This window comes from Peribacillus sp. 05N428 (assembly GCF_056397085.1).
This window is the reverse complement of sequence record NZ_JBFTMS010000012.1, coordinates 94,395-116,747: the sequence shown is the minus strand read 5'-3', so window position 1 is coordinate 116,747 and position 22,353 is coordinate 94,395. Positions and strand designations below refer to the sequence as shown.

The 22,353-nt window shown below is 42.4% G+C and carries 22 protein-coding genes, 1 pseudogene and 2 riboswitches; of the genes and pseudogenes, 11 read left to right on the top strand and 12 right to left on the bottom strand.

Annotated elements, in window-relative coordinates; all coding sequences use genetic code 11:
* The first annotated feature begins 10 nt into the window (after positions 1 to 10).
* Positions 11 to 664, top strand: coding sequence for a molybdate ABC transporter permease subunit (modB, locus tag AC1DIV_RS13805; RefSeq protein WP_323597877.1), 654 nt, complete (start codon positions 11 to 13; stop codon positions 662 to 664).
* Here modB and AC1DIV_RS13800 read toward each other — a convergent pair.
* Positions 626 to 1,105 carry a GNAT family N-acetyltransferase gene (locus tag AC1DIV_RS13800; protein WP_251543557.1) on the bottom strand — a complete coding sequence of 160 codons (480 nt, stop codon included), beginning with the start codon at positions 1,103 to 1,105 and terminating at the stop codon, positions 626 to 628. The two genes, modB and AC1DIV_RS13800, sit on opposite strands and share 39 nt — an antisense overlap.
* A 116-nt stretch (positions 1,106 to 1,221) precedes the next feature.
* Between AC1DIV_RS13800 and AC1DIV_RS13795 the strand changes: the two genes are divergently transcribed.
* On the top strand, positions 1,222 to 1,713 hold the full coding sequence (locus tag AC1DIV_RS13795) for a hypothetical protein (protein ID WP_048678038.1): 492 nt from the start codon (positions 1,222 to 1,224) through the stop codon (positions 1,711 to 1,713).
* A 197-nt stretch (positions 1,714 to 1,910) separates the two neighbouring features.
* Positions 1,911 to 2,108, top strand: a complete 198-nt coding sequence (locus AC1DIV_RS13790; RefSeq protein WP_028393295.1) for a cold-shock protein — start codon at positions 1,911 to 1,913, stop codon at positions 2,106 to 2,108.
* A gap of 41 nt (positions 2,109 to 2,149) precedes the next feature.
* On the opposite strand, the gene AC1DIV_RS13785 is transcribed toward AC1DIV_RS13790, so the two are convergent.
* From AC1DIV_RS13785 to AC1DIV_RS13770, 4 genes are all read right to left on the bottom strand, one after another.
* The gene (locus AC1DIV_RS13785) at positions 2,150 to 2,317 is read right to left on the bottom strand and encodes a hypothetical protein (protein WP_340875047.1); all 168 of its coding nucleotides are present in this window, start codon (positions 2,315 to 2,317) and stop codon (positions 2,150 to 2,152) included.
* Positions 2,318 to 2,437: 120 nt separating this feature from the next.
* Positions 2,438 to 2,875, bottom strand: coding sequence for a flavodoxin domain-containing protein (locus AC1DIV_RS13780; RefSeq protein WP_477576562.1), 438 nt, complete (start codon positions 2,873 to 2,875; stop codon positions 2,438 to 2,440).
* Positions 2,847 to 3,899: a ribonucleotide-diphosphate reductase subunit beta gene (locus AC1DIV_RS13775; RefSeq protein ID WP_034314867.1), complete on the bottom strand. Its 1,053-nt coding sequence runs from the start codon at positions 3,897 to 3,899 to the stop codon at positions 2,847 to 2,849. The genes AC1DIV_RS13780 and AC1DIV_RS13775 overlap by 29 nt, the downstream gene beginning before the upstream one ends.
* 45 nt (positions 3,900 to 3,944) lie before the next feature.
* Positions 3,945 to 6,242: a ribonucleoside-diphosphate reductase subunit alpha gene (locus AC1DIV_RS13770; protein ID WP_340875050.1), complete on the bottom strand. Its 2,298-nt coding sequence runs from the start codon at positions 6,240 to 6,242 to the stop codon at positions 3,945 to 3,947.
* A 138-nt stretch (positions 6,243 to 6,380) separates the two neighbouring features.
* A riboswitch (cobalamin riboswitch) is annotated at positions 6,381 to 6,561 on the bottom strand.
* A 292-nt stretch (positions 6,562 to 6,853) separates the two neighbouring features.
* Between AC1DIV_RS13770 and AC1DIV_RS13765 the strand changes: the two genes are divergently transcribed.
* Positions 6,854 to 7,783 carry a manganese-dependent inorganic pyrophosphatase gene (locus AC1DIV_RS13765; RefSeq protein WP_340875052.1) on the top strand — a complete coding sequence of 310 codons (930 nt, stop codon included), beginning with the start codon at positions 6,854 to 6,856 and terminating at the stop codon, positions 7,781 to 7,783.
* A 99-nt stretch (positions 7,784 to 7,882) separates the two neighbouring features.
* Here AC1DIV_RS13765 and AC1DIV_RS13760 read toward each other — a convergent pair whose 3' ends face one another.
* From AC1DIV_RS13760 to AC1DIV_RS13750, 3 genes and pseudogenes are all read right to left on the bottom strand, one after another.
* Complete coding sequence (locus AC1DIV_RS13760) at positions 7,883 to 8,029, bottom strand: hypothetical protein (RefSeq protein WP_340875054.1); 147 nt, start codon at positions 8,027 to 8,029, stop codon at positions 7,883 to 7,885.
* A gap of 85 nt (positions 8,030 to 8,114) precedes the next feature.
* Complete coding sequence (locus AC1DIV_RS13755) at positions 8,115 to 9,572, bottom strand: SulP family inorganic anion transporter (protein WP_340875056.1); 1,458 nt, start codon at positions 9,570 to 9,572, stop codon at positions 8,115 to 8,117.
* Between the two features lie 963 nt (positions 9,573 to 10,535).
* Positions 10,536 to 10,626, bottom strand: a riboswitch (cyclic di-GMP riboswitch).
* 249 nt (positions 10,627 to 10,875) lie between these two features.
* Positions 10,876 to 12,088 (bottom strand): annotated as a pseudogene (locus AC1DIV_RS13750) (MFS transporter).
* 201 nt (positions 12,089 to 12,289) lie between these two features.
* Between AC1DIV_RS13750 and AC1DIV_RS13745 the strand changes: the two are divergent.
* Both AC1DIV_RS13745 and AC1DIV_RS13740 read left to right on the top strand, forming a co-directional pair.
* Entirely contained in the window at positions 12,290 to 13,597 is a 1,308-nt protein-coding gene (locus AC1DIV_RS13745) for a CitMHS family transporter (protein ID WP_406594846.1), read from the top strand.
* A gap of 172 nt (positions 13,598 to 13,769) precedes the next feature.
* A complete protein-coding gene (locus AC1DIV_RS13740) occupies positions 13,770 to 14,402 on the top strand; it encodes a superoxide dismutase family protein (RefSeq protein ID WP_323597882.1) in 633 nt (210 codons plus the stop codon).
* Between the two features lie 305 nt (positions 14,403 to 14,707).
* Here the strand turns inward: AC1DIV_RS13740 and trhO are convergent, their stop codons facing one another.
* Positions 14,708 to 15,673 (bottom strand): oxygen-dependent tRNA uridine(34) hydroxylase TrhO, encoded by a 966-nt coding sequence (gene trhO / locus AC1DIV_RS13735; protein WP_048678052.1) that lies wholly within the window; start codon positions 15,671 to 15,673, stop codon positions 14,708 to 14,710.
* A 111-nt stretch (positions 15,674 to 15,784) separates the two neighbouring features.
* On the opposite strand from trhO, the gene AC1DIV_RS13730 reads away from it, so the two are divergent.
* The 3 genes from AC1DIV_RS13730 to AC1DIV_RS13720 all read left to right on the top strand — a co-directional run bounded on the left by AC1DIV_RS13730 (position 15,785) and on the right by AC1DIV_RS13720 (position 17,513).
* Positions 15,785 to 16,831, top strand: a complete 1,047-nt coding sequence (locus tag AC1DIV_RS13730; protein ID WP_340875060.1) for a nitronate monooxygenase — start codon at positions 15,785 to 15,787, stop codon at positions 16,829 to 16,831.
* 17 nt (positions 16,832 to 16,848) lie between these two features.
* Complete coding sequence (locus tag AC1DIV_RS13725; RefSeq protein WP_340878460.1) at positions 16,849 to 17,304, top strand: GNAT family N-acetyltransferase; 456 nt, start codon at positions 16,849 to 16,851, stop codon at positions 17,302 to 17,304.
* Positions 17,305 to 17,369: 65 nt separating this feature from the next.
* Positions 17,370 to 17,513 (top strand): hypothetical protein, encoded by a 144-nt coding sequence (locus tag AC1DIV_RS13720; protein WP_161922753.1) that lies wholly within the window; start codon positions 17,370 to 17,372, stop codon positions 17,511 to 17,513.
* A gap of 47 nt (positions 17,514 to 17,560) precedes the next feature.
* Here AC1DIV_RS13720 and AC1DIV_RS13715 read toward each other — a convergent pair whose 3' ends face one another.
* On the bottom strand, positions 17,561 to 18,139 hold the full coding sequence (locus tag AC1DIV_RS13715) for a GNAT family N-acetyltransferase (protein ID WP_340875063.1): 579 nt from the start codon (positions 18,137 to 18,139) through the stop codon (positions 17,561 to 17,563).
* Positions 18,140 to 18,242: 103 nt separating this feature from the next.
* Here AC1DIV_RS13715 and pdxR point away from each other — a divergent pair, with 103 nt between their 5' ends.
* On the top strand, positions 18,243 to 19,634 hold the full coding sequence (gene pdxR / locus AC1DIV_RS13710; RefSeq protein ID WP_340875064.1) for a MocR-like pyridoxine biosynthesis transcription factor PdxR: 1,392 nt from the start codon (positions 18,243 to 18,245) through the stop codon (positions 19,632 to 19,634).
* A gap of 65 nt (positions 19,635 to 19,699) precedes the next feature.
* Here the strand turns inward: pdxR and AC1DIV_RS13705 are convergent, their stop codons facing one another.
* Complete coding sequence (locus tag AC1DIV_RS13705; protein ID WP_034314851.1) at positions 19,700 to 20,119, bottom strand: MarR family winged helix-turn-helix transcriptional regulator; 420 nt, start codon at positions 20,117 to 20,119, stop codon at positions 19,700 to 19,702.
* Positions 20,120 to 20,783: 664 nt separating this feature from the next.
* Complete coding sequence (locus tag AC1DIV_RS13700) at positions 20,784 to 20,987, bottom strand: hypothetical protein (RefSeq protein ID WP_340875066.1); 204 nt, start codon at positions 20,985 to 20,987, stop codon at positions 20,784 to 20,786.
* A gap of 128 nt (positions 20,988 to 21,115) precedes the next feature.
* On the opposite strand from AC1DIV_RS13700, the gene ytvI reads away from it, so the two are divergent.
* Positions 21,116 to 22,159 (top strand): sporulation integral membrane protein YtvI, encoded by a 1,044-nt coding sequence (gene ytvI, locus AC1DIV_RS13695; RefSeq protein ID WP_340875070.1) that lies wholly within the window; start codon positions 21,116 to 21,118, stop codon positions 22,157 to 22,159.
* Positions 22,160 to 22,353 lie beyond the last annotated feature (194 nt).

Genomic DNA, 22,353 nt, shown 5'->3' with positions numbered 1-22,353 from the left:
GAGAAGTATCATGACAGGGGATTTTTGGTCACCAGTCAGGCTATCGATACAAGTAGCGGGACTGGCGGGTATCCTTGTTTTCATTTTAGGAATTTTCCTGGCACGAATGATGGCTAAAAAGCAATTCAGGGGAAGAGTCCTGTTGGAAACAGCGTTTTTATTGCCGCTTGTTTTGCCGCCGTCCGTCGTTGGTTTTTTGTTGATCGTGATTTTTGGCAAGAATGGAATGCCTGGACAATTCATTGAAAGGGTTTTTGACCAGCCCCTGATGTTCACGTGGTGGGCTGCGGTCATTGCATCTACAGTGGTAGCTTTTCCGCTAATGTACCAATCCGCTAAAACGGGCTTTGAAGGTATAGATGAAGAAATTGAAAATGCAGCAAGGGTTGACGGGGCCGGCGAGTGGAGGTTATTCCTGTTTGTAACACTCCCATTGGCGGTCAAATCGATCATCACAGGTGCCATCTTAAGTTCTGCGCGTGCGTTGGGGGAATTCGGGGCCACACTCATGTTTGCCGGAAACATTCCCGGACAGACACAAACCATACCGACCGCGATTTATATCGCCATGGACTCCGGGAATATGACATTGGCCTGGCTATGGGTTGCCGTAATCATTGTCATTTCATTCATTATGCTTTTTATCGTGACATACATAAAATGAATGCTGTTTTTCGTATATGCTTATGGATAAGCGAGGTGCGGCTTCTACGTCCTCTTTATGGGTGAATCCGTTTTTTTCGTAAAGGTTTCGTGCGGGAAGGTTCATTTTACCGGTCGAAACGGATATCTTTTCCCAGTCGACGTGTAATTGGAGAGCATGCAACAATGCGTCCGCAATACCCTGCCGAAAATAATCAGGGTGGACGACCATTCTGCAAATCAGCATTTGGCCATTCTCTTTTGTATAAGATATGGCACCAGCTAAGGCATCACCCTTTAAATAGCATAAAAACGTTTCATGGCAATGTATGAATTGTTCATATGTTTCCAATAGAGGAGGTATATCGGCAAAACCGATCATTTCCGCTTCCACTTTATAGGATTCTTTCTGCAGTTTAAATAGCTGCTGGCCATAGTCTGATTCCAGGTCCCGAATTCTCATGATCAAATCCTATCACTCCTTTTCATTACATTATAATGGAAGAGGGGGATTATTGTTTCTAATCAGTCTGTGTTATAATCGACAAACAATATGAACTAATGAAATGAGGAAGAAATTTGTTAACATTTGAAGAAAAATTGAGCATCATTGAAACTTTTCCGGAATTACAGCGAAAAGACGTTTCATTGGGACGTGTGAACTTCCATTATCCAGATAGCGTCCAGGAGAAAAAGATCGTCGTTCAGCACTTGCATCCCAATGGAAATGGGTTCGTTTACGCAGGGCATATGAGAAAAAAAGACACTGACCGTAAAGGGTTTATCAATATACGTGACTATAATGAAGCGGAATTAAAAGAATTGATCCAAAGAAGCGTGGATTACCTATCTGAACCTCCGGCTGAAATCGAAGAAGAGGAAAACGAGTTCGCTAGGTTGGAAGGGGCATGGATTGGCCCTGAAAAGCAAGAGCTTACACTTCAAAAGGAAGACCTGCTTTGGAATGTTTATTCAGGGTCGAATCTTGAGGAATGTTTCGAAAGTCCGGTTGAGGCGGAACGCTACTTATTGGACGAAGGCTTCCGACAAAGCAAGAAGAGGAAAATGTAGAATTTTAGGATAATTTGTCGGTTGATTTACGGCGATAATCTTGTTTTTTTAGGATTTTCCATGATATAATATGAGTAATTATTTTTGTTCGGAAAAGTTTGATAGAAGGATTTACTGTAATAGGATTCCTCTTGAAACATTATCCAGAACCAAAAATAGTAATAAAATGGATTTTTCCAAACACAGGAGGAACTATCATGGTACAAGGTAAAGTAAAATGGTTTAACGCAGAAAAAGGTTTCGGTTTCATCGAAGTTGAAGGCCAAGACGATGTATTCGTACATTTCTCAGCTATCCAAGGTGAAGGCTTCAAAACGCTTGAAGAAGGCCAAGAAGTTTCTTTCGAAATCGAGCAAGGCGCTCGTGGACCACAAGCTGCTAACGTTCAAAAATAATTGAACGCATATAAAAAAAAGACTCCGATATTGGAGTCTTTTTATTTTTCTTTTTTTTCGGCGATTTCCCTTAATGCTTTGTCCAATTTTTCTTCGATCCGTTTAGTACGATTAAAATGCCCTGACAGGAAAAAGACGATGAATATAACGAAAGCGACAAGCACTAGCATAAAAAGAATAGGCAGGAACTGGGTTGCAATCTCAATCATTGGATATCATCTCCTTTTTTCTTCCATTATACTTCATGCTTACCGTTGCTATGATTGAGGGAGCCGAGTTTTAAAAAAAACACTGAAAGGGGATATGCGAAAACGCATATCCCCTTTCAGTCAGTTCTGGAATAGCGAGGCGAACTTTTGAAGTCTGTGCAGGTCTGATTCTTGATACATCTGTTCTATCTTCAATGTCACCAATAACTGGCTCTTGGCAAATAACATGTCCCGGAAATCATCGACCGCCCCACAAAAATGATTATAGTTGGTTTCGCCAGTGCCGAAGACTCCCGTTTTCAGGCGAGCAATAGGCAACTGTTCCAGTTCTTTATAAAAGGCAGCTGATTTAGCGGGAAGCTCCCCATTGCCCCATGTATAGGTGCCGACGATCAATGCATCGTAATCCGGCAATGTACGTAAATCGAATTCATTCATTCGATATAGGAAAGCCTCAGGTAAAAGGGCAGCGAGGGCTTCAGCAAGCGCTTTTGTATTGCCGCCGGCAGAATGATAGACAATGGCAATCTTACAGCTCATCGAACCCATTGCTGGCATTTACTTGACTGTAAGTCCTTGACTTCTGTTCGAAGAAATCGGTTTTGGTAAGGCCGATGGATTCATCATCGAACGTTTTGATCCATGGCATCGGGTTCTCGCCATACTCTTTATACAAATTTTCAAGGCCTAGCATACGTAACCGTTTGTTGGCGATATATTCGATGTACTCATTGAATTCTTCCAAATCGAGATCGGCTTTCGTTTGGATATCTTCGAGCATATATTCAGACCATTCCTTTTCGAGTTCGACTGCTTTTTCAATCGTTGTATAGATGAACTTCGTGTTTTCTTCATTATTTAACTCAGGATATTCATACATCAAGATTTGAACGAGCATGCCAATGAAATCGAAATGGACCATTTCATCGCGATGAATATAGGATATCATCGTAGCGGAACCGGTCATTAGATTTTGGCGTCCTAAATTATAATAAAAAGCGAAAGCCAGATAGAAATAAATCCCTTCAAGGTTCGTTGAATGGATCAGTGCCTCGAATAAATGCTGAGGGCTGGGATCGTCCACGAACGTTTGATAAGCATCAACGATCGGTTGGTTACGCTTAATCACTTCAGGATGTTCTTTAATGCGGTCGAAAAGCTGTTTTTGCTTGCCTACCGGAATCAAGGAAGCAAGGATATAGGAATAAGACTCATTATGGATCGATTCCTGCTGGGCCATGTTGGCCAGGATAGCTTTTGCCGCCGGATCTTTGATGTACCGAAGGATCTCTACTAAAGTGGGTGTTTGAAGACTGTCCATTCCAGCAATCATCGTAAGGATATCGAGAAAAGCGTCCTGGATATCTTCATCCAATTCGCCCCACTGCTTTTTATCCTGAATCATGTTCACGCTCGAAGGCTTCCAAAAGTTATTGATGAGCTGTGTATAGGTATCATAGAATTTTTCATACTGTATATCGTTCCAAAGGAGGAAGCCTGAAGCTTCTCCTTTGAAAACACCGGTTGCCTTTGTTGGATGCGTCGGTTCGAGCATCCGAATTTTTTTTATATGATTGGTCATTCGTGAAAACTCCTTTAAGAATAGATTACTGGGTCATGATTGACGTTAACTTGAACAGCTTTCGCAGGCATTGTCATATTCGGAAGACGTCGAACGAACATAATACGTTGATTTCAACCCGCTTTCCCATGCCGTTAAATGGATATCCAAAAGGACCTTCGCTTTGATTGTATTGTGTACATACAGATTAAAGCTGATTGCTTGGTCAATATGGCGTTGGCGGGCTGCATTTTGCCTGATGCTTTCCAGTTGATCCAAATTGAAGCGCGTCTTTTTATAATATTCATACGTATTTGGCGTCAAGCCTGGTGCGGTCACCTTGAATTTGAAGTTTTTCTTTTCTTCGTAAAATTCAATTTCATACAAAGGATCGATTCCATCCGTGGAATTACCGATTTTGGCTGTCGATGAATTGGGGGCAATCGCCATTAAATAGCCATTACGGGTTCCGTGCTCCTGCACGTCTGCTTTTAAATCCAGCCATTTTTGATCTGTATAGTCACGCAGTTCGAAATAGTCCCCTGTATGCCAATCAGAACCTTCAAAATATGGGTAAGATCCTTTTTCCTTGGCCAATTCGTTGGATGCCTTGATAGTTAAGTAAGCGATCTTTTCGTATAAAGCATCTGCATAGCGAACAGCCTCATCGGATTCCCAATAAATATTCTGTGTGGCAAGTAAATGATGCCATCCAAACGTTCCTAAACCAATCGCACGGTACCGTTTGTTCGAGATGGATGCTTGTTTGACAGGAAGATTATTCACATCAATGACATTGTCCAGCATACGGATCTGAATGGGAATCAATCTTTCCAGAACATCGCTGCCCACCGCTCGGGGCAAGTTAATGGATGAAAGGTTGCAGACAACGAAATCGCCGCTTTTACGAACCACAACAACATCTCCATCTTCTGTTTCATATTCATCCGTGATCGTCGAAGGGCTTAGGTTTTGGGCAATCTCCGTGCAAAGGTTAGAACAATAAATCATACCTTTATGTTTATTCGGATTCTTCCGATTCACTTCATCGCGGTAGAACATATACGGTACGCCTTCTTCTAATTGAGAAATCATGATGCTTTTCATGATGTCCATCGCATTGATTTTCTCAAAGCTATAGTTTGGAAGCGTGCCATTTTCTGCGGCCTCGACAGCAAGTGCATAATGATTCCTGAAGCTTCCTTCGCCTTTCTTTTCGTCATAAAGATCTTCAAGTGAAAATCCAAGGGTTTGCTTAACGGTATGCGGATCGAAAAGATACCATTCTTTTCTGTCGCGTACAGCCTCCATGAATAAATCCGGTATGCATACACCTGTAAAAATATCATGTGCTTTTAATCTGTCATCCCCGTTTTGAGTCTTCAAATCGAGGAAGCTCATGATATCTTTATGCCAGGCATCCAAGTAAATCGCGATGGCACCTTTACGTTGACCCAATTGATCGACACTAACAGCTGTCTGGTTGAATAGTCGAATCCAGGGCGTCGTGCCTGAACTGTTTCCAGAGAAACCGCGGATATCGGAACCAAGCGAGCGAACCTTACCGACGTAAAGACCGACACCGCCGCCGAATTTAGATACTTTTGCGGCATCGTAGTTTGATAGGTAGATTCCGTCAATGGAATCTTCAATTGCGTCGATAAAGCAGGAGCTTAACTGTCCATGTGTTTTACCTGCATTGGAGAGTGTAGGAGTCGCAACGGTCATATAAAGGTTGGACATGGCCCAGTATGCTTCTTTTATCAGTTGCAGGCGGTGCTCCTTTTTTTCCATTCGCATGATTTCCATCGCGATGATCATGAAACGTTCTTGCGGCAGTTCGAAGACCTTGTCCTTTTTTGGGCGGGCCAGATAGCGGTCATTCAATAAGTAGATGCCTATGTAAGAGAATAATTTATCTTTTTCCGGGTCGATCACCGATCCCAATTCCTCAATTTCCGCTTTTGTATATGAAGATAGCAGTTCTGGTTTATAAATGGGATAACGCTGACCTTCCGATAGCTGGGAGAGTTCTGTGATCAGCTCATAGAATGGGCCATAACTCTTGCCTTCATATCCTCGATTGGCTTGTGCATCCCTATACATTGTATTCAACAGTTCTGCTGCAGCAACGAAAGTCCAATCCGGTGCATCGATATCCACGCCTTCAAGAGCGAGCTGAATCAGTTTTTTTGATGCCTGTTCTTCGGTTGAGTCACTTTTGCGATCAAGCCATTTTGTAAAACGCCTTTTGAACTTTTCCATATCGAGACGGCCTTCGAATTCCTTCGATAACGTCTCAAGCTGGATGGATTTCGCTTCTGTGTCATTTTCACTTATGGTAGAGTTATATGTTTGAGTCATTAATAATCCTCCTTGTTAACTTCCGCTAAAATAAAAAAACCGCCCAAAGAATTGAGCGGATCAAACGATAGAATAAAAGAGCCATGAAAAAATAGCCGTTATACTATCGTTTCATCATCTCAATCCCCGAAGAATAAGAAACGTGAAAAATTCAAGGCAGGTCTCCTGACTCATGATCATCCTACTTTGAGTCCTTCCCGTATAGAGAGCTATACAGTGGTTTTCTCATTTCGTCACATTTACAGTTGCGGGGACAGTTCCGGGTTTACACCGGATTCCCTTTTCAGCCATCACTGGCACCTTGGATTATAAAAATTCTATATATAGTTATTGGAATTGTTTATGTAATCAATATCTAGTATTTCTGCTTATATTATCGTAAGCCATATACGATGATAATTCAACTAATATATTTGAAAAAAACCAACCCTTATCTATTGACAAAGTGATGGAAGAGGGTAGGGGAATGAAAGATTTTATGGGGGAATGGATAAATCAAGCGCTGATTTTACGGGATTTTGTGTTAAAATAAAGTGTCTAGTAAAGGTGGCTCTCCCTTATTGCAATGAGGGGATTCGCGGAAAAATTTTTATGAAAAAGGGGATAAAATCTTGGAAAAAGTATTAGTTTTTGGACATAAAAACCCGGATACAGACACAATCTGTTCAGCAATCGCTTATGCAGATCTGAAAAAGCAGTTAGGTATCAACGCTGAACCAGTTCGTCTGGGTGTAGTGAATGGTGAAACTCAATATGCATTGGACCAATTCAAATTCGATGCTCCCCGTCTTGTGGAAAAAGTTGCAGGGGAAGCTGATGGCGTAATCCTGGTCGATCATAACGAACGCCAGCAAAGTGCTGAAGATATTGACCAAGTCCGTGTGTTGGAAGTTATCGACCATCACCGTATCGCTAACTTTGAAACAAGCGATCCATTATATTACCGTGCGGAACCAGTTGGCTGTACGGCAACCATCTTAAATAAAATTTATAAAGAAAACGGCATTGAAGTCCCTAAAGCAATCGCAGGTCTTATGCTATCTGCCATCATTTCCGATTCTTTATTGTTCAAATCCCCGACTTGCACGGGGCAAGACGTTGCGGCAGCAATGGAACTGGCTGCCATTGCAGGAGTCGACGCTGAAAAATATGGCTTGGAAATGTTGAAAGCGGGTGCTGACTTAAGCGACAAAACGATTGCCCAGCTCATCACTCTTGATGCAAAGGAATTCTCCATGGGAATGGCTAAAGTGGAAATAGCACAGGTCAATGCTGTTGATCCGAACGAAGTCCTTGCTAAGCAAGCTGAATTGGAAGCAGCGATTGAAGCGGTCATCGCAGTGAAGGAATTGGACTTGTTCCTATTCGTCGTAACGGATATCCTGACTAATGATTCCGTTGCCTTGGCCCTTGGTAAAGCGTCATATGCAGTTGAAAAGGCATATGACGTTTCATTAAACAATAACATCGCCGTGTTGGAAGGCGTTGTATCGCGTAAAAAACAAATCGTGCCGGTCTTAACCGACGTATTCAGCAAATAATACAGGAAAAGGGTTGCTCATTAAAAACATGGGCACCCTTTTTCTGTACATTCAAAAAAAGACTCAACCATCCCATTAAGGGTGTTTGAGTCTTTTTTCTTAATTTAAAGATTCCTTTTCTTTTTCATAGGCGATGACAATCAATTCTTTATTGGCTTCCTCGCCAAGTTTGCTTTCAAAGATTTTCAGTTCATTCAATAAATCCGGTGACAGATTTGCTGCCGTATAATCCTGTTCTGGTGTCATGCTTTTCGCTCCTTTCAAAAGGAAATGATTCATGTTATCTATTTTGTCGGTTTGAAAAGTTTCTATTCAGCAGAATTTTACTTCTTTAAGATATTTTACTTTCTGAGGTGGCGAGTTTTTCAAGCAATGTCGAACTTTCTTCATCGAGTCCTTGGACTTGGACAGGTATTCCCAAGAGCTGATATTTAAGAATAACCGTATCGACAGCACCGACTGCGGAATCATCCCAGATTTTGGAATGGGAGAAGTCGATGACGATTGCATCGGCTTTTTCCTTGAAGTCGAACTTTGAAATAAAGTCCTGGACAGAAGCGAAAAATATTTGTCCGCTGATACGATAAGTGATTTTCTTAGCCTGGATGTCTGCCGTTTTCTCTACTGCCACTTTAGAAATTTTAGCCGAGAAGAAAATCATGCTCAATAGCACTCCGGCAAATACCCCTTTTGATAAGTCATGTGTATAAAGGACAATGAGGACCGTCACGATCATCACGGCTGCATCCGACTTAGGAGCTCTAGTGAGCCTCTTTAGGGAAGACCAGTCAAATGTCCCGATTGAAACCATGATCATGACTGCGACAAGTGCAGCCATCGGTATTTTGATAAGGACATCATTCAATACCACGATTAATACCATAAGGAATGCGCCCGCTACAAATGTCGAGAGCCGGCCCCTTCCACCAGATTTAATGTTGATACCGGATTGGCCGATCATCGCACATCCTGCCATGCCGCCAAAACATCCGGCGATGATATTCGAAATCCCCTGGCCTTTTGCTTCCTTATTTTTATTACTGTCCGTGTCAGTCATCTCATCGACAATTTGAGCCGTCAATAACGATTCAAGCAGTCCAACAAACGCAAGGGCAATGGAATAAGGGAAAATGATCGCCAAAGTTTCGAAGGTCAAAGGGATGCCTGGAAGCATGAACATCGGAAGCGCTTCGGTCAATTGCCCCATATCCCCAACCGTCCGCACCGTAGCCCCCATGGTAACCGCAACGATCGTCATGAATATGATGGCGACAAGGGGTGAAGGTATGACTTTCGTGATCAGCGGAAAAAGATAAATGATAGCTAATGAAACGGCTGTCATGACATACATGATCCATGTTTCGCCCACGAAATGGGTGAGCTGTGCCGTGAAAATCAAGATAGCTAAAGAATTCACAAAACCAGTCATGACCGGCTTCGGAATGAACTTCATTAATTTCCCGATTTTTAAAACCCCTAGTAAAATTTGCAGCAAACCAGTCAATATGGTTGCAGCAAGTAAATAGTTCAAGCCATGATCTTTAACAAGGTCGACCATGACGAGTGCCATTGCGCCAGTGGCAGCCGATATCATTCCCGGCCTTCCGCCGACAAAGGAGATGACGATGGCAATGCAGAATGAGGCATATAGACCAACCATTGGGTCAACGCCAGCAATGATCGAAAAGGCAATCGCCTCAGGAATCAATGCCAAGGCAACGACAATTCCCGAAAGAACATCTCCTCTAACGTTGCCGAACCATTCCTTTTTGTATGCAGATGTATTCAAAGAAACACTCCTTCTTTCTTATATATATGGGTTCATTTCTTTTTTAACGCACTAAATTATAGCATGAGTCCTTTATTCTATCTATATGGATAATATAAACGACAAATCGAGGGCTATTCATTTCTTATCGTACGAAGGAAAAATGCTTTAGGAGAGAAGAATTGGTGCAAAAGTTGATTGAGCTATCATGTGAGGGAAGTCAATTATATGGAGGTGGGCGAATGCATACATGTCATGCTTGAATAAAGTCAGTCGAATGGGATTTCCGTTAATGGCTTGGCCATTTTTGACGTAAGGGGCTCCTATGGGCTTTTGTAAAATTCCCGCTAGGGGGAGTGGAGTAAAACGGTAGAGATCTAATTCATAATTAAAAATCAAAAACATGGATTTCCCTTTCCTACTAGCTTTACGCCACCGATTGGAACCGATTCATGACATTCTACGCGATACAATCTAATGATTACTTCATGATTTATATCTTATCGAGCCCATTATAGGTTGACCATACATTTACCATTCATATAATGAAAAAAAGATCGTGCTCTAACTGTGTCAATATGTGGGCGGGAGGTAAGAGAGTTTTTTATCGGAATGGTATTTTCCCTTTTACCATATATGTAAGTGGTGAGGGTGAAAAGCCAGCTCTATCAAAGTTTGGGAGTAGGAACCGTCATGGTGTTAAGGGGCTATTCCTCATCAATGATACTGGATTTACATAAAGGACATGTTACTTCTTTATAATGCTTGAACCTGATCTTTCGAAGGTCGCTTCTGGATAACATTGCGAATGCATTATATCTTGTGCCACATGCACAAGTATTTTTATCTTTAACTATGTGTCTCTCATCCGTAGTAGCTGAGTAAATGGTTGGAAAGAACATATATAACCCTCCTTGCTTTAATTTTAGGCAAATTAAAAAGGGGCAAGAAAATTAATTATAAAGTGATCCATTCAAGAAAAATCTTGGCAACCCGGCTGCCATGACAACTAAGTTGTTGGTTTAGGCCCGTGGCTTTGCGTCTTTTACTTTCATAAAATTTGCCTAAAATAATCTTAACATATAATTTGATGTGTTTATGAAGTGCAGGAAAAATACTTATCAGTTTATGGGTGTGTCATAAGAGTTGGTGAACTTTTCGGATAGGCATGAACGTGACCCTTCAAATCTCTTTTCCTTGATTTCTCTTCGATCATTCCCCATATAAAAAAGCTCCAGAAGTATCGAGCACTACAGCTGTATGAGCATTAAACATGAGAAAGCACGCTTCCAGATGGAAGCAGGCTTTCTTGCCAAAAATGTGATTAATGTGATCTGGCCAACTCCGGATTACGGTGCATCGCGAAATAGAGGACAAGTCCGGCTATGAGGAGTAACGTGCTGGTCGTGATGAAGACGGCAGAGAATCCGTAGAAACCAGCAACCATTCCGCCCATTGCGGGTCCGATGATATTGCCTAAAAAGCGCAGGCTCGTATTGTACCCAAGCACTTCCCCCTGCATTGCGACAGGCGCTTCTTGGCGAATGTAGGCAATCCTTACAGGGATGATGCCGCCTATTGCCATGCCTAGTATGAAACGTACAAAGACAAGCTGCCAAAAATGATTGATGAAGGCACCGGGAAAATAGACAAGAGCTGTCAGAAAAAGAAGCAGCACAAGAATCTTCACATGTCCATGCCGATCACCTATCTTGCCCCAGTGACGCGCCATCAATAAATTCCCCAGGCCTGCTGCAGAAAAGGCGATTCCTGAATAAAAACCAAGATTGGAAGTTCCATGCAGCTCACCAACGTATAAAGAAAGAATGGGCTGGATGCTGAAGTGGGCAACTTGGACAAGCGTGGAGATGAGCATGACATTCACCAAGATGGGATTCCTTAAGATATGTGAGAGAACCTCCCTGCTAGTATAGCTCGACTTCGTTCCCTTCTGCCGCTCCATTCGGTACTCCTTGGTTGCAAAAACAAGAAGACCAGAGATGAAAATGGTGATGGAGGTGAATTTAAAGGCGGTTGAATAGCCGAGTGTGTCTGCAAGCACGCCGCCAAGCAATGGTCCGAAAAGGGGAACCGGTTATATTTCCCGTTTGTAAGGTTCCCAGTACACGTCCGGCAATTTCTTTTGGTGTCTGCGTTGATATGAAGGCCTGGGACATGGAAATGAAGCCAGTGAATATTCCTGTGAACATCCTTAGGACGAATAGCTGCCAAACATTTTCGACGAATCCCATCAGGAAGATGGACAGGCCCATCCCAAAGGCGCAGGCAATCAAGATTTTCTTTCTGCCATACCGGTCACCAATCCGTCCCCAAATGGGGGAAAATAAAAAGGCTGTCACGAAAGTGATTCCAAAAGTCCATCCGGACCAATGCTGGATATATTGAGTCGAATAATCTCCGAATGTACCAATGTATAAGGATATGAATGGGAGAACCATCGTCATGCTCCCGCCTATGAAGAAATTGGCGAACCACATGATGAAAAGGTTCCGTTTAGCTATTTTATGAGCGTTCATTTTACATACAACACTTCTTTCCTCCGAAAAAAACTTCGGGTTCCTAAATAATAGTATACAGAAATTAACTAATTTATTAAACGAATTTGTTTAACAGGTTTTTTAATGAATGGGCAAATGGTATAATGTGAAAATACTGATTTTTCAGAAAAGTTAAATAAACAAAAGGTTTTCATTTTTCCAATTAAAGGAGTTTTAAACATGTTGACGATTTTAGGGTTTTGTATGATTTTAACGTTTCTGGTCTTGGTCATCACGAAGCGGTTATCAGTGGTTGTCGCTTTTATCTTCACGGCGATAGCTTTTGGTCTGATTGGTGGGTTTGCCTCGGAAATGGGAGATATGATGGTTGCGGGTATTTTAAAGGTGACACCGACAGCAGTCATGATCGTTTTTGCTATTCTGTATTTTGGTTTAATGATTGACGTTGGTTTATTTGAGCCCATGATCGCTAAAATACTGAGTTTTGTAAAAGGAGATCCACTAAAGGTTGTCATGGCAACCGCCATTATAACCATATTGGTAGGTTTGGACGGAGACGGTTCTTCTACATTCATGATCACTGTTTCGGCCATGCTGCCGCTTTATATCAAATTAGGGATGAACAGGCTCGTATTGGCCTGTGTCGTTGGTTTGGCCGCTGGCGTCATGAATATGATTCCTTGGGGAGGTCCTTTGGTCAGGGCGGCCGCTAGCCTTCAGGTGGAAGTATCGGAGTTATTCATACCTCTTATTCCAGTCATGATTTGCGGTCTTTTATGGACGCTTTTTTCGGCATATGTACTTGGCAAAAAGGAAAGGGAGAGATTGGGAGTCGGTTCCCTGGAGACGAACATGCAACCAGGTATGGGCGAACAGGCGGCAGCTGTTGAAACCGCACCTCAAGGAACATCCAGGCTTTTTTGGTTTAATTGGTTCTTGACGATTTTACTGATGGTTTTGCTGGTGATGGAAGTGCTGCCGATCCAAATCTTATTTGCCGCTGCTTTTGCGATTGCACTATTCGTTAATTTTCCGAACCCAAAAGAACAGCAGGAAAGGATTTTAAGTCATGCCAATAGTTTCGTGATGATTTGTACACTCATTTTCGCAGCAGGGATTTTTACGGGTGTATTCACGGAAACAAAGATGATGGATTCGATGGCTGCTTCAATCGTAACTGTCATTCCGGAGTGGCTCGGGGCACATTTGCCACTGGTGGTAGCGCTGACGAGCATACCGATGGGGTTCATTTTTTCACCTGATGCCTATTATTTTGGCATTCTGCCAATCATAAGTGAAACGGCATCGAACTTCGGCATTGCCCCTGTAGAAATCGGAAGGGCGGCATTATTAGGTCATTCGACCGCAGGGTTCCCCTTATCACCATTGGTGCCTGCAACATTCATATTGATTGGCCTTGTAGGCGTGGATTTTGGGGATCATCAAAAATTCCTGTTTAAATGGGCGTTTGGGACAACCATCATCATGACGATCGCAGCCATTACTTTCGGGGTCATCACTTTGTAAAAATGTGAGCCCATTAAGCTATAGTGTAATATCCTTGTCTGTGAATTTAGTAAGGTGTTCACTCTCGGTGGTGTAATCTATTTTCCTATTTATGCCGTTATCTGTTTATTCTTCCATAATAGTGGAAAGTAATAAGAGGAAGATACATATAAGAGAGTGGAGGGAAGTTATCATGAACTATAAACAAAAGCTTATACTGCCTATATGTGCTGCCTTTTTACTGTATGGATGCAATTCAGCGGATGATTCAAAAGAGGCCGATAATAATGCTGAGGACATGACTACAGTGGGACAAGGAACAGATACAGAGGTTGATCCGCAGGTGAAAGCGGAAGTTAAAGATGTAGAAGGTAAAACACTTGGGACGGTGAACTTTACCGCTGAAGAGAATTCTGTAGTGATCGAGACCGCTTTGGAAGGTCTTGAGCCAGGCTACCATGGATTCCATGTTCACGAGAACGCAGCATGTGAGGCGGATGCCAAGGATGGCCCTTTCACTACAGCGGGAGGACACTTCAACCCAACAGATGAAACGCATTCTAAACACGCAGGTGATATGCCCCCTTTATATGTAAAAGAAGATGGGACAGCAAAATATACGGCAACATTGGATAACATGACAATAGACCAACTGAAGAAAGAAGAGCTGGCTGTAATCGTTCATGCTAACCCAGACAACTTTGCCAATATTCCTGATCGCTATGAAGCCAATGGAGAAAAAGGACCGGATGCAGATACTTTGAAAACTGGTGATGCAGGCGATAGACAAGCTTGCGGGATTGTTGTAAGTGCAGAGGCAAAATAACATGAATGAAGAGCGATTCCTCTAAAGAGGAATCGCTCTTTTCATTGAAGGTAGGACTGCAGACAGCTAAAATCTAAAAGCTGAAACCATTCTTTTTACGAATTAAGAAGGTTTTTTCTATTGTGATATAGAAGTAAGAATGGAAGTAATATTGCAGTAAAAGCAGATGGCATTAAAAGATCAAAGTTAATTCTTACAGCGGAATGAAGTCCAAAGCATAGGTTTAATATAGAAAAATAAGATTTGATTGAATCCATAAAAAAACCCGAACAGGGATCATGTCCACTGATTCGGGTTTGCTAAAATCATTTTGCCGTAATGGAATCTTCGATTAGCTGTAATCTCTCAGCCACTTCTTCTTCAGAAAGGTTATGCTCGACTACATAGCGATTACGCGGATGCACTCGGCATTCATGGGTACAGCTGCGCATATGTTTGTGTTCGTTCTCTTCGCTGCAAAGGATTTTCTTGTTGCATTCAGGATTTGCGCAATTGACATAGCGTTCACAAGGTTCGCCGGAATAAATATCGCGTCCGACAATTACATGTTCCTTTTGATTGATAGGTACGGCAATCCTTTCATCGAAAACATACATTTGGCCATCCCATAGCTCACCTTGGACTTCGGGATCCTTCCCGTATGTTGCGATGCCGCCATGCAGCTGGCTTACATCTTCAAAGCCTTCTTCGACAAGCCAGCCGGAGAATTTCTCACAGCGTATACCGCCAGTGCAATACGTTAGGATTTTTTTGCCTTCGAACATTTCTTTATTTTCCCGAACCCATTCCGGAAGTTCACGGAAATTCGTGATTTCTGGCTTGATTGCACCCCTGAAATGTCCTAAATCAAATTCATAGTCATTTCTGGCATCAAGGACGATGGTGTTTTCATCTTGCATTTGCTCGAAGAACTCCTTCGGGCTCAAATATTTGCCTGTCGTCTGGTTCGGGTTGATGTCGTCTTCCAAGCGAAGCGTTACAAGTTCATTGCGTGGACGAACATGCATTTTTTTGAATGCATGGCCTTCAGCTTCATCTATTTTAAACACGATATCGGCAAAGCGGGGATCGCTTTTCATCATGTCCATATATTTGTCGGTTTGTTCAATCGTACCTGAAACCGTTCCGTTGATACCTTCTGAAGCCACCAAGATACGGCCTTTCAATTCAAGGGCTTTACATGCCGCAAGATGCTCGGCTGCGAATTCTTCGTGATTCTCGATAGGTACATACAAATAATAAAGTAATACTCTATATGGTTTTGTTTCCATTTTTTATTTACCACCTATGTTTTATATTTGCAAGATATAAAGGGTGATCATTTAGACACTTTTCTCTTACAGATAATCATTATACCAAGAAAACGTAAAAATGATAAGGCCATGAAGAAAAATCAAGAGGAGTTGTATCGAATGTTGAAAGAGTTAATGAGATACCCAATCATTCAGGCACCGATGGCAGGAGGAGCTTCCACTCCGAAGCTTGCGGCTTCAGTATCCAATGCAGGAGGATTGGGCTTTCTCGCAGCTGGCTATAAGAATGCGGAAGAGATGAAGGACGAGATAGGGCAGACCCGTCAGTTGACTGAACGCTCTTTTGGCGTGAATGTATTTGTGCCAGGCAACGAGGCGGCGGATGAAAATATATTATCTGGCTATCGTGAAAAGATCGAAAAAGAGGCCGAGAGCGTCGGGGCTGAGATTGGAAAAGCCGATAGTGATGACGATGATTGGGGAAATAAACTACATGTATTGAAGGATACTGGGGTCGCGGTCGTCAGTTTTACGTTTGGATGTCCAACGGAAGATGTAATAAGGGAGCTCCAAGATGTCGGTTCCCTTATAGCCGTGACAGTAACCAACCTTCAGGAAGCGAAGAAGGCGGCGGGAGCAGGCGCGGACGTTCTATGTGTGCAGGGGTTTGAAGCAGGGGGGCACCGGGCCAGCTTTGATAACCGCACAGAAGATGATTACGGCCTTTTAGTATTGATTCGGATGATAAAGGCTGAGCTGGACTTACCGATCATTGCCGCGGGCGGACTGATGCATGGAAAGGATATCGCGGCCGTGCTTGAAGCGGGAGCAACAGCGGCACAATTGGGTACCGCTTTCCTTCGCTGTCCCGAAAGCGGGGCAAGTCCGGTCCATAAGGCGGCGCTGGGGAATCCCCGATTTACTAAGACTGCTGTTACCCGAGCCTTCAGCGGCCGGAGGGCACGCGGGTTGGTGAATCACTTTTTAACGGAATATGATAGTGTTGCACCGGTCGCCTATCCTTATGTCCATCACATGACCAAACAAATGCGAAAAGCAGCCGGACAAAAGAACAATCCTGAATTGATGGCTTTGTGGGCAGGACAGGGTTATAAGTTGAGCAGGGAACTTCCTGCATCGGAATTGGTTGAACTGCTTGTGGATGAATTAAACTGAGGAGGGTTTGGATGCTGATGGAGATAAGGGAATTATTCTTGGATGAGCCACCCCCGATGCATTTATTGCTTTTGGCAGATCCTTCAAGGAAATTGGTCGAGGAATATTTTGGAAGCGGAACGTGCTTTGTTGCCGTGGGTGATAACCGGATGATCGGCGTTTGTGTTTTACTGCAAAAAGGCCCGGAACTGATAGAGATAATGAACATCGCGGTCGATGAACAGTACCATGGAAGAGGAATCGGCAGGCAATTAATTGAACATGCGATAGGCCATGCAAGGGAACAGGGATATAAAATGATTGAAATCGGAACGGGGAATTCGGGGATAGGGCAGCTTGCCCTTTACCAAAAATGCGGTTTTAGAATAACCGGGGTCGATAGGGATTTTTTTAATAGAAACTATTTCGAGGCCATTTATGAAAATGGGATTCAGTGCCAGGATATGATTCGCTTGTCACAAAGCTTGGACTAAGCAGGGATCTTCCAAGTCTGATGGAAAAGCTTACAGACAAAATCATTGCTTAGGGGGTAATGAACTTGTTCTTTGGTGATATGATTTATCTTCTTTTTGCTTTACTAATGCCGTTTTTATTTGCGATTGGCGTTTTCATATTCATTCGATCAACGAAAAGGCAAAAGGATTCTTTATCGAAAATTCGTAAAGACTCACATGAAAAATAGCACTAAGAGAAAAGAGTGCAAAACAACGGCACTCTTTTTTCACATTTTCACCTTTCTAAAAAAGCTTCCAAATTCCTTTTCACACTAGGCCATTCATGCTCGAGAATACTATAGACCACCGTATTCCTGATCCTCCCATCTTGCAGCTTTTTCTCCATCCTCAAAATCCCTTCTTCAAGGGCGCCGAGCCTGGTTATTGCGGAACGTGATCTTTTGTTGCATTCGTCCGTCCTGAATTCAACCCGTTTCATTTGCCACTTTTCAAAAGCATGCTGCAATAACAAGTACTTACATTCAGTGTTAATGGCTGTTCGCCATTTGTCGGGATGATACCAAGTCGCGCCGATTTCCAGCGATTGATTATGAAAGTGAATATTCCTTAAGCTCGTGCTGCCAACTACCGAATCATCTGTCCGATCGATAACGACAAATGGATGATGAAGTTCCTGTTCCCTTGCTCGAATGCCTTCCTTTACATAGGAGATCGCCTCTTCATATGACAAAATCTTTGTTGCACTCCATTCCCATATTTCAGATGGCAGGGAAGCGGCGTAAAGCGGTTCGATATGATGTTCCATCATCGGGGTGAGTATCACGTGTTTACCGTATAATTCGAAATGCTCCATAGTTTCCTCCTCTTGATTGATATCTTCATTATAAAAATATTCTGGTTCTGCAATAAGGACCAATGCTGATATAATTTATGGAACCAGTTTGAAGGAGGACCAAATGTTTGAAATCACTCTAACCCTAGATAAAACGAACAAAGAGGCTTTATATGTGCAATTGTATAAATACTTTATAAAGGAAATCCAGAATGGACAAATAAAGGCCGGAATGAAACTGCCTTCTAAACGAAAACTGGCCTTGCATTTAGGGATAGGCCTGAATACAGTTGATACGGCTTATCAGCAGTTGATGGCAGAAGGATATGTGGAAAGTCAATTAAGGAAAGGTTATTACGTAGCCGATTTAGAACCGATTTCAGCTTTGAATGAGCCGTTGCCTGTAACAGAAGGGATGATGGACCCTCTGAATGAAAGAAATGAGATAGATTACAATCATGGCCGGGTGGACGTGGATTCTTTCCCGCATGCCGTATGGAAAAAATGCTTGAACAATACGTTGTATCTACAGGAAAGGGAAATGTTCTTGAGCGGTGATCCGCAAGGTGAATGGGGGCTTAGGGCTGAGATTTCATCCTATCTATTCCAATCAAGAGGAGTTCGCTGCGGGGCTGATCAAATCATCATTGGGGCAGGTACCCAGTATTTCATCCATCTTCTGCGGTTACTACTTGGAAATGAGCGGGTATTTGGGTTAGAAGACCCTGGCTTTCATCGGGTAAGGGAGGTACTGAGGCTGGAGGGGGCGGTTACGGAATTCATACCTTTGGATGAAAGTGGAATGAGTGTGGACTACTTGAAAGAGAGTACAGCGGATGTAGCCTATGTCACACCTTCCCATCAATTTCCTTCCGGTATGATCATGCCGATAACTAGGCGGGTGGAATTATTGAATTGGGCGGTGGAAAAAAAAGGGTATATCATTGAGGATGATTATGACGGGGAATTCCGACATGCAGGCAAACCGATTCCGTCGTTGCAGGGATTGGACACAAATGGAAGGGTCGTCTACCTAGGCACGTTTTCAAAGTCGTTCATCCCATCGATCAGGGTGGGATTTATGGTGTTACCCATGGAGTTGTCTTGCCGATTTCAGCAGAAGTTAATCGGATATAAACAGACCGTTTCCAGACTGATTCAGGAAACGCTCTGTCTTTTTATGAAAAATGGACATTGGGAACGCCATCTGAATAAAATGAGAACGATTTATCGTAAAAAGAATAAGGTGCTGCTGAACGCAATGGAAGAGAGCTTCCATGATCGTGTAGCCATAATCGGTGAAAAGTCAGGGTTGCACGTTCTTTTAAACGTAAAAAACGGCAGCAGTGAGGCAGAGCTCATCCAAAGGGCTGCCAGTGTGGGGGTTAAAGTCCACCCAACATCGGTTTATCATTCAAAGAAAGTGAAAGATCCGACTATTTTGATTGGGTACGGTGGTTTAACCGAAAGGGAAATCGAAGCTGGAATCCGGCTTTTAAAAAAGGCATGGCTATAGCTTGGTGTGAAAGTAAGGAAATTCCTTGCTTCACACTTATTCTACAATGATACAAGCTACCCATTTTAGTTTCTTATATTATTGAGGATTTTAAGGACCGTCTGGAAAAATACTTCCTGTTCTTCTTCAGTAATGCCTTCCAAGGCCTTTCCTTCGATTTTTTCTGCAATCTTAAGACATTTTGTATGTACCTCTTTGCCCCGGGGGGTCAGTTCGATTCGTTTTTCCTGTTCATCTTTACCAGGAACTTGTTTAATCATATTATTCTGTTCCATGCTGTTGACCGAACGTGTGATGATCACACTGTCTACATCCAGGTAACTGCAAATATCGGGGATTGTGGAATAGCCACAGTTCTTTAAGTAATTCAGGATTGTCCACTGATTATGGTAAATTTCAAGGGCTGTAATTTGTTCATTCATTTTGCTGACTAATGATCTCGATACTTGTAAATATTGATGAAATAATTGAGTAGGGTTCGTCATATGATTCTCCTTTATAATGGTCGACCAGTCCATTATATTCTTTAATTCTTAAAAGTCTATTGTAAAGAATCATTTATTTCAGTCAATGTTTATTTTTGGAAGCAAAGCGGGGGAAGGTAAAATTCTGGCAATGAATGAATTGAGGGAAAGCTCAGTCTTCCCAAATCTCAAACAACAAAGGGGAAGCATCTGCACAATCACAAGAAGAACCTTAATCATGATGGAATATATTTCAGCCTAGAGACAAATTCGAGAATTCATGTTTGCCTGCAGTTTTTTTGTGGTTTGTCCATTTGGGCGTTTATTTCCGTTCCAGGCAATCGCTTTCCGCGGGCGGTCCGGTGAGCCTCCTCGGCTTGCACGTACGGGGTCTCCCTTGGACGTGCTTTCCCCGCAGGAGTCTCGAGCACCCGAATCAATTTTGTTATAACATTTAGTTAGAAACCATACCTGAGGAGTTGAAGGTGCTGCCGGTACATCAATTAAAGATAGATATGTTTTCCGGACCCCTTTTAGTCTACTGCTTGTAATATATGATGGGAAGAATATATTTTTCTTTGAAATGGTCCATAAGTGCCGACGAAATTGGTAAAAGTAAAAAACGCGCTGAATGCAGTATATCCTGCAAACAAAAACCAGCCTCTAAAAAGTGGCTGGTTTTTGTTTAAAACTTCTCGCTGGTGGAGCGGTGCTTTGTTTCTTTTTTATTTCGTTCTTCTTGCTGTTCATATTTAATTTCATCAATTGGTAAATCATCAATGGGCATGACCACTTGATCACGTTCCAGCTGTTTTTCCTGATTTTTCTTGAAGGCCTTGGATTTATCATTACGCTCCACAATATACTTTTCTTTATCTTTATTATCCAATGTCAATCCCTCCATCTCTTTGTATCTCTTTTTCCCCTTATTGAGAAAATAAAACGTATAAGCGAAATATATGTGACCCCGTTTCATAAATATAAGGAGAACAGGAAAGTGCAAGGAGGGTTTGTTCAGTGAATGTCGCCGTCTTTTTTCGCTGGTTTTGGAGGGGGATTCTCCTTTTAGTCATATTAATCGTCATTCCCTATTCATGGGCGTTGATTTTAGCGTTGCTCACCGCCATTCTTTTGGATGGATTGGTCCGCATGATTGGTGATACGGCAAAGTTGCATCGTTTTTGGGCCGTATTGATTTCATTTGTTTTATATGTAGGCGGGCTTATGAGCATCACTTATTTTTCTTTTTCGGTATTAATCAAGAAGGTCATTGTCTATTCGGAAGAATTTCCCGGTTTCATACGTGAAGTGTATTTGACGGCTATATTGCCAGTCATTAGGCAATGGGAACGGTATTCCCAAACTTTGCCGCCAAATCTCATCCAATCGGTGGAACAGACGATGGAAAAGGGAGTCATGGCTCTGGAGGGGTTCGCAGAGGGCTTTGTTCAGGATATGGTTCAGTTCGTTACACTCATTCCGGGATTTTTCATTGACTTTTTAATTTACTTAATCGCTTTATTCTTAATCAGTCTTGAATTGCCTAAATTAAGAAAAAAGGCAGTCCTTTATTTAAAGACATCCACCTATCAAAAGATTTCGCTAGTTTATCAAGATTTAAGTATGGCAGCCGTAGGCTTCATAAAGGCACAAATCCTGTTGAGTTTAATAACGTTCATCATGGCTTATGGAGGACTTTGGTTGTTAAATGTGAAGTATATGATTCCATTGGCACTGTTAATAGTGGTTGTGGACATTCTTCCTATCTTGGGGACGGGATCTGTGCTGGTTCCATGGGCAGCGATCGTTTGGGCTCAAGGAAATCATCATCTTGGTATTGGCCTTATCATCCTATTCCTGGTCATTACCATCATAAGAAGGACCATCGAACCAAAAATCTATTCAGCAAATATGGGATTAAGCCCCTTGGCATCGTTGGTCAGTCTTTATTTAGGGTTTAAGATGCTTGGTTTCCTTGGGCTTTTCCTTGGACCTTCGATACTGATTGTTTATGATACGTTAAAGAGGGCAGGTGTCATTAAAACCAACTTCAAAATATGAAAGATTATTAGATGTTTTTGGCCTGATTTCTTAAATTTGACATATCTTTTACCGCTTTACCTTGACCGTTGCAATGATTACAGTCCCGGGAAAAGAATTGAAGATAACGGGTTTTCCCTTTCCCTTTGCAGTGCTGGCAAATGGTTATGAGTTTCATGATTCTTCACTCCTTCAAAAAGTATCGCTTTTTTAAC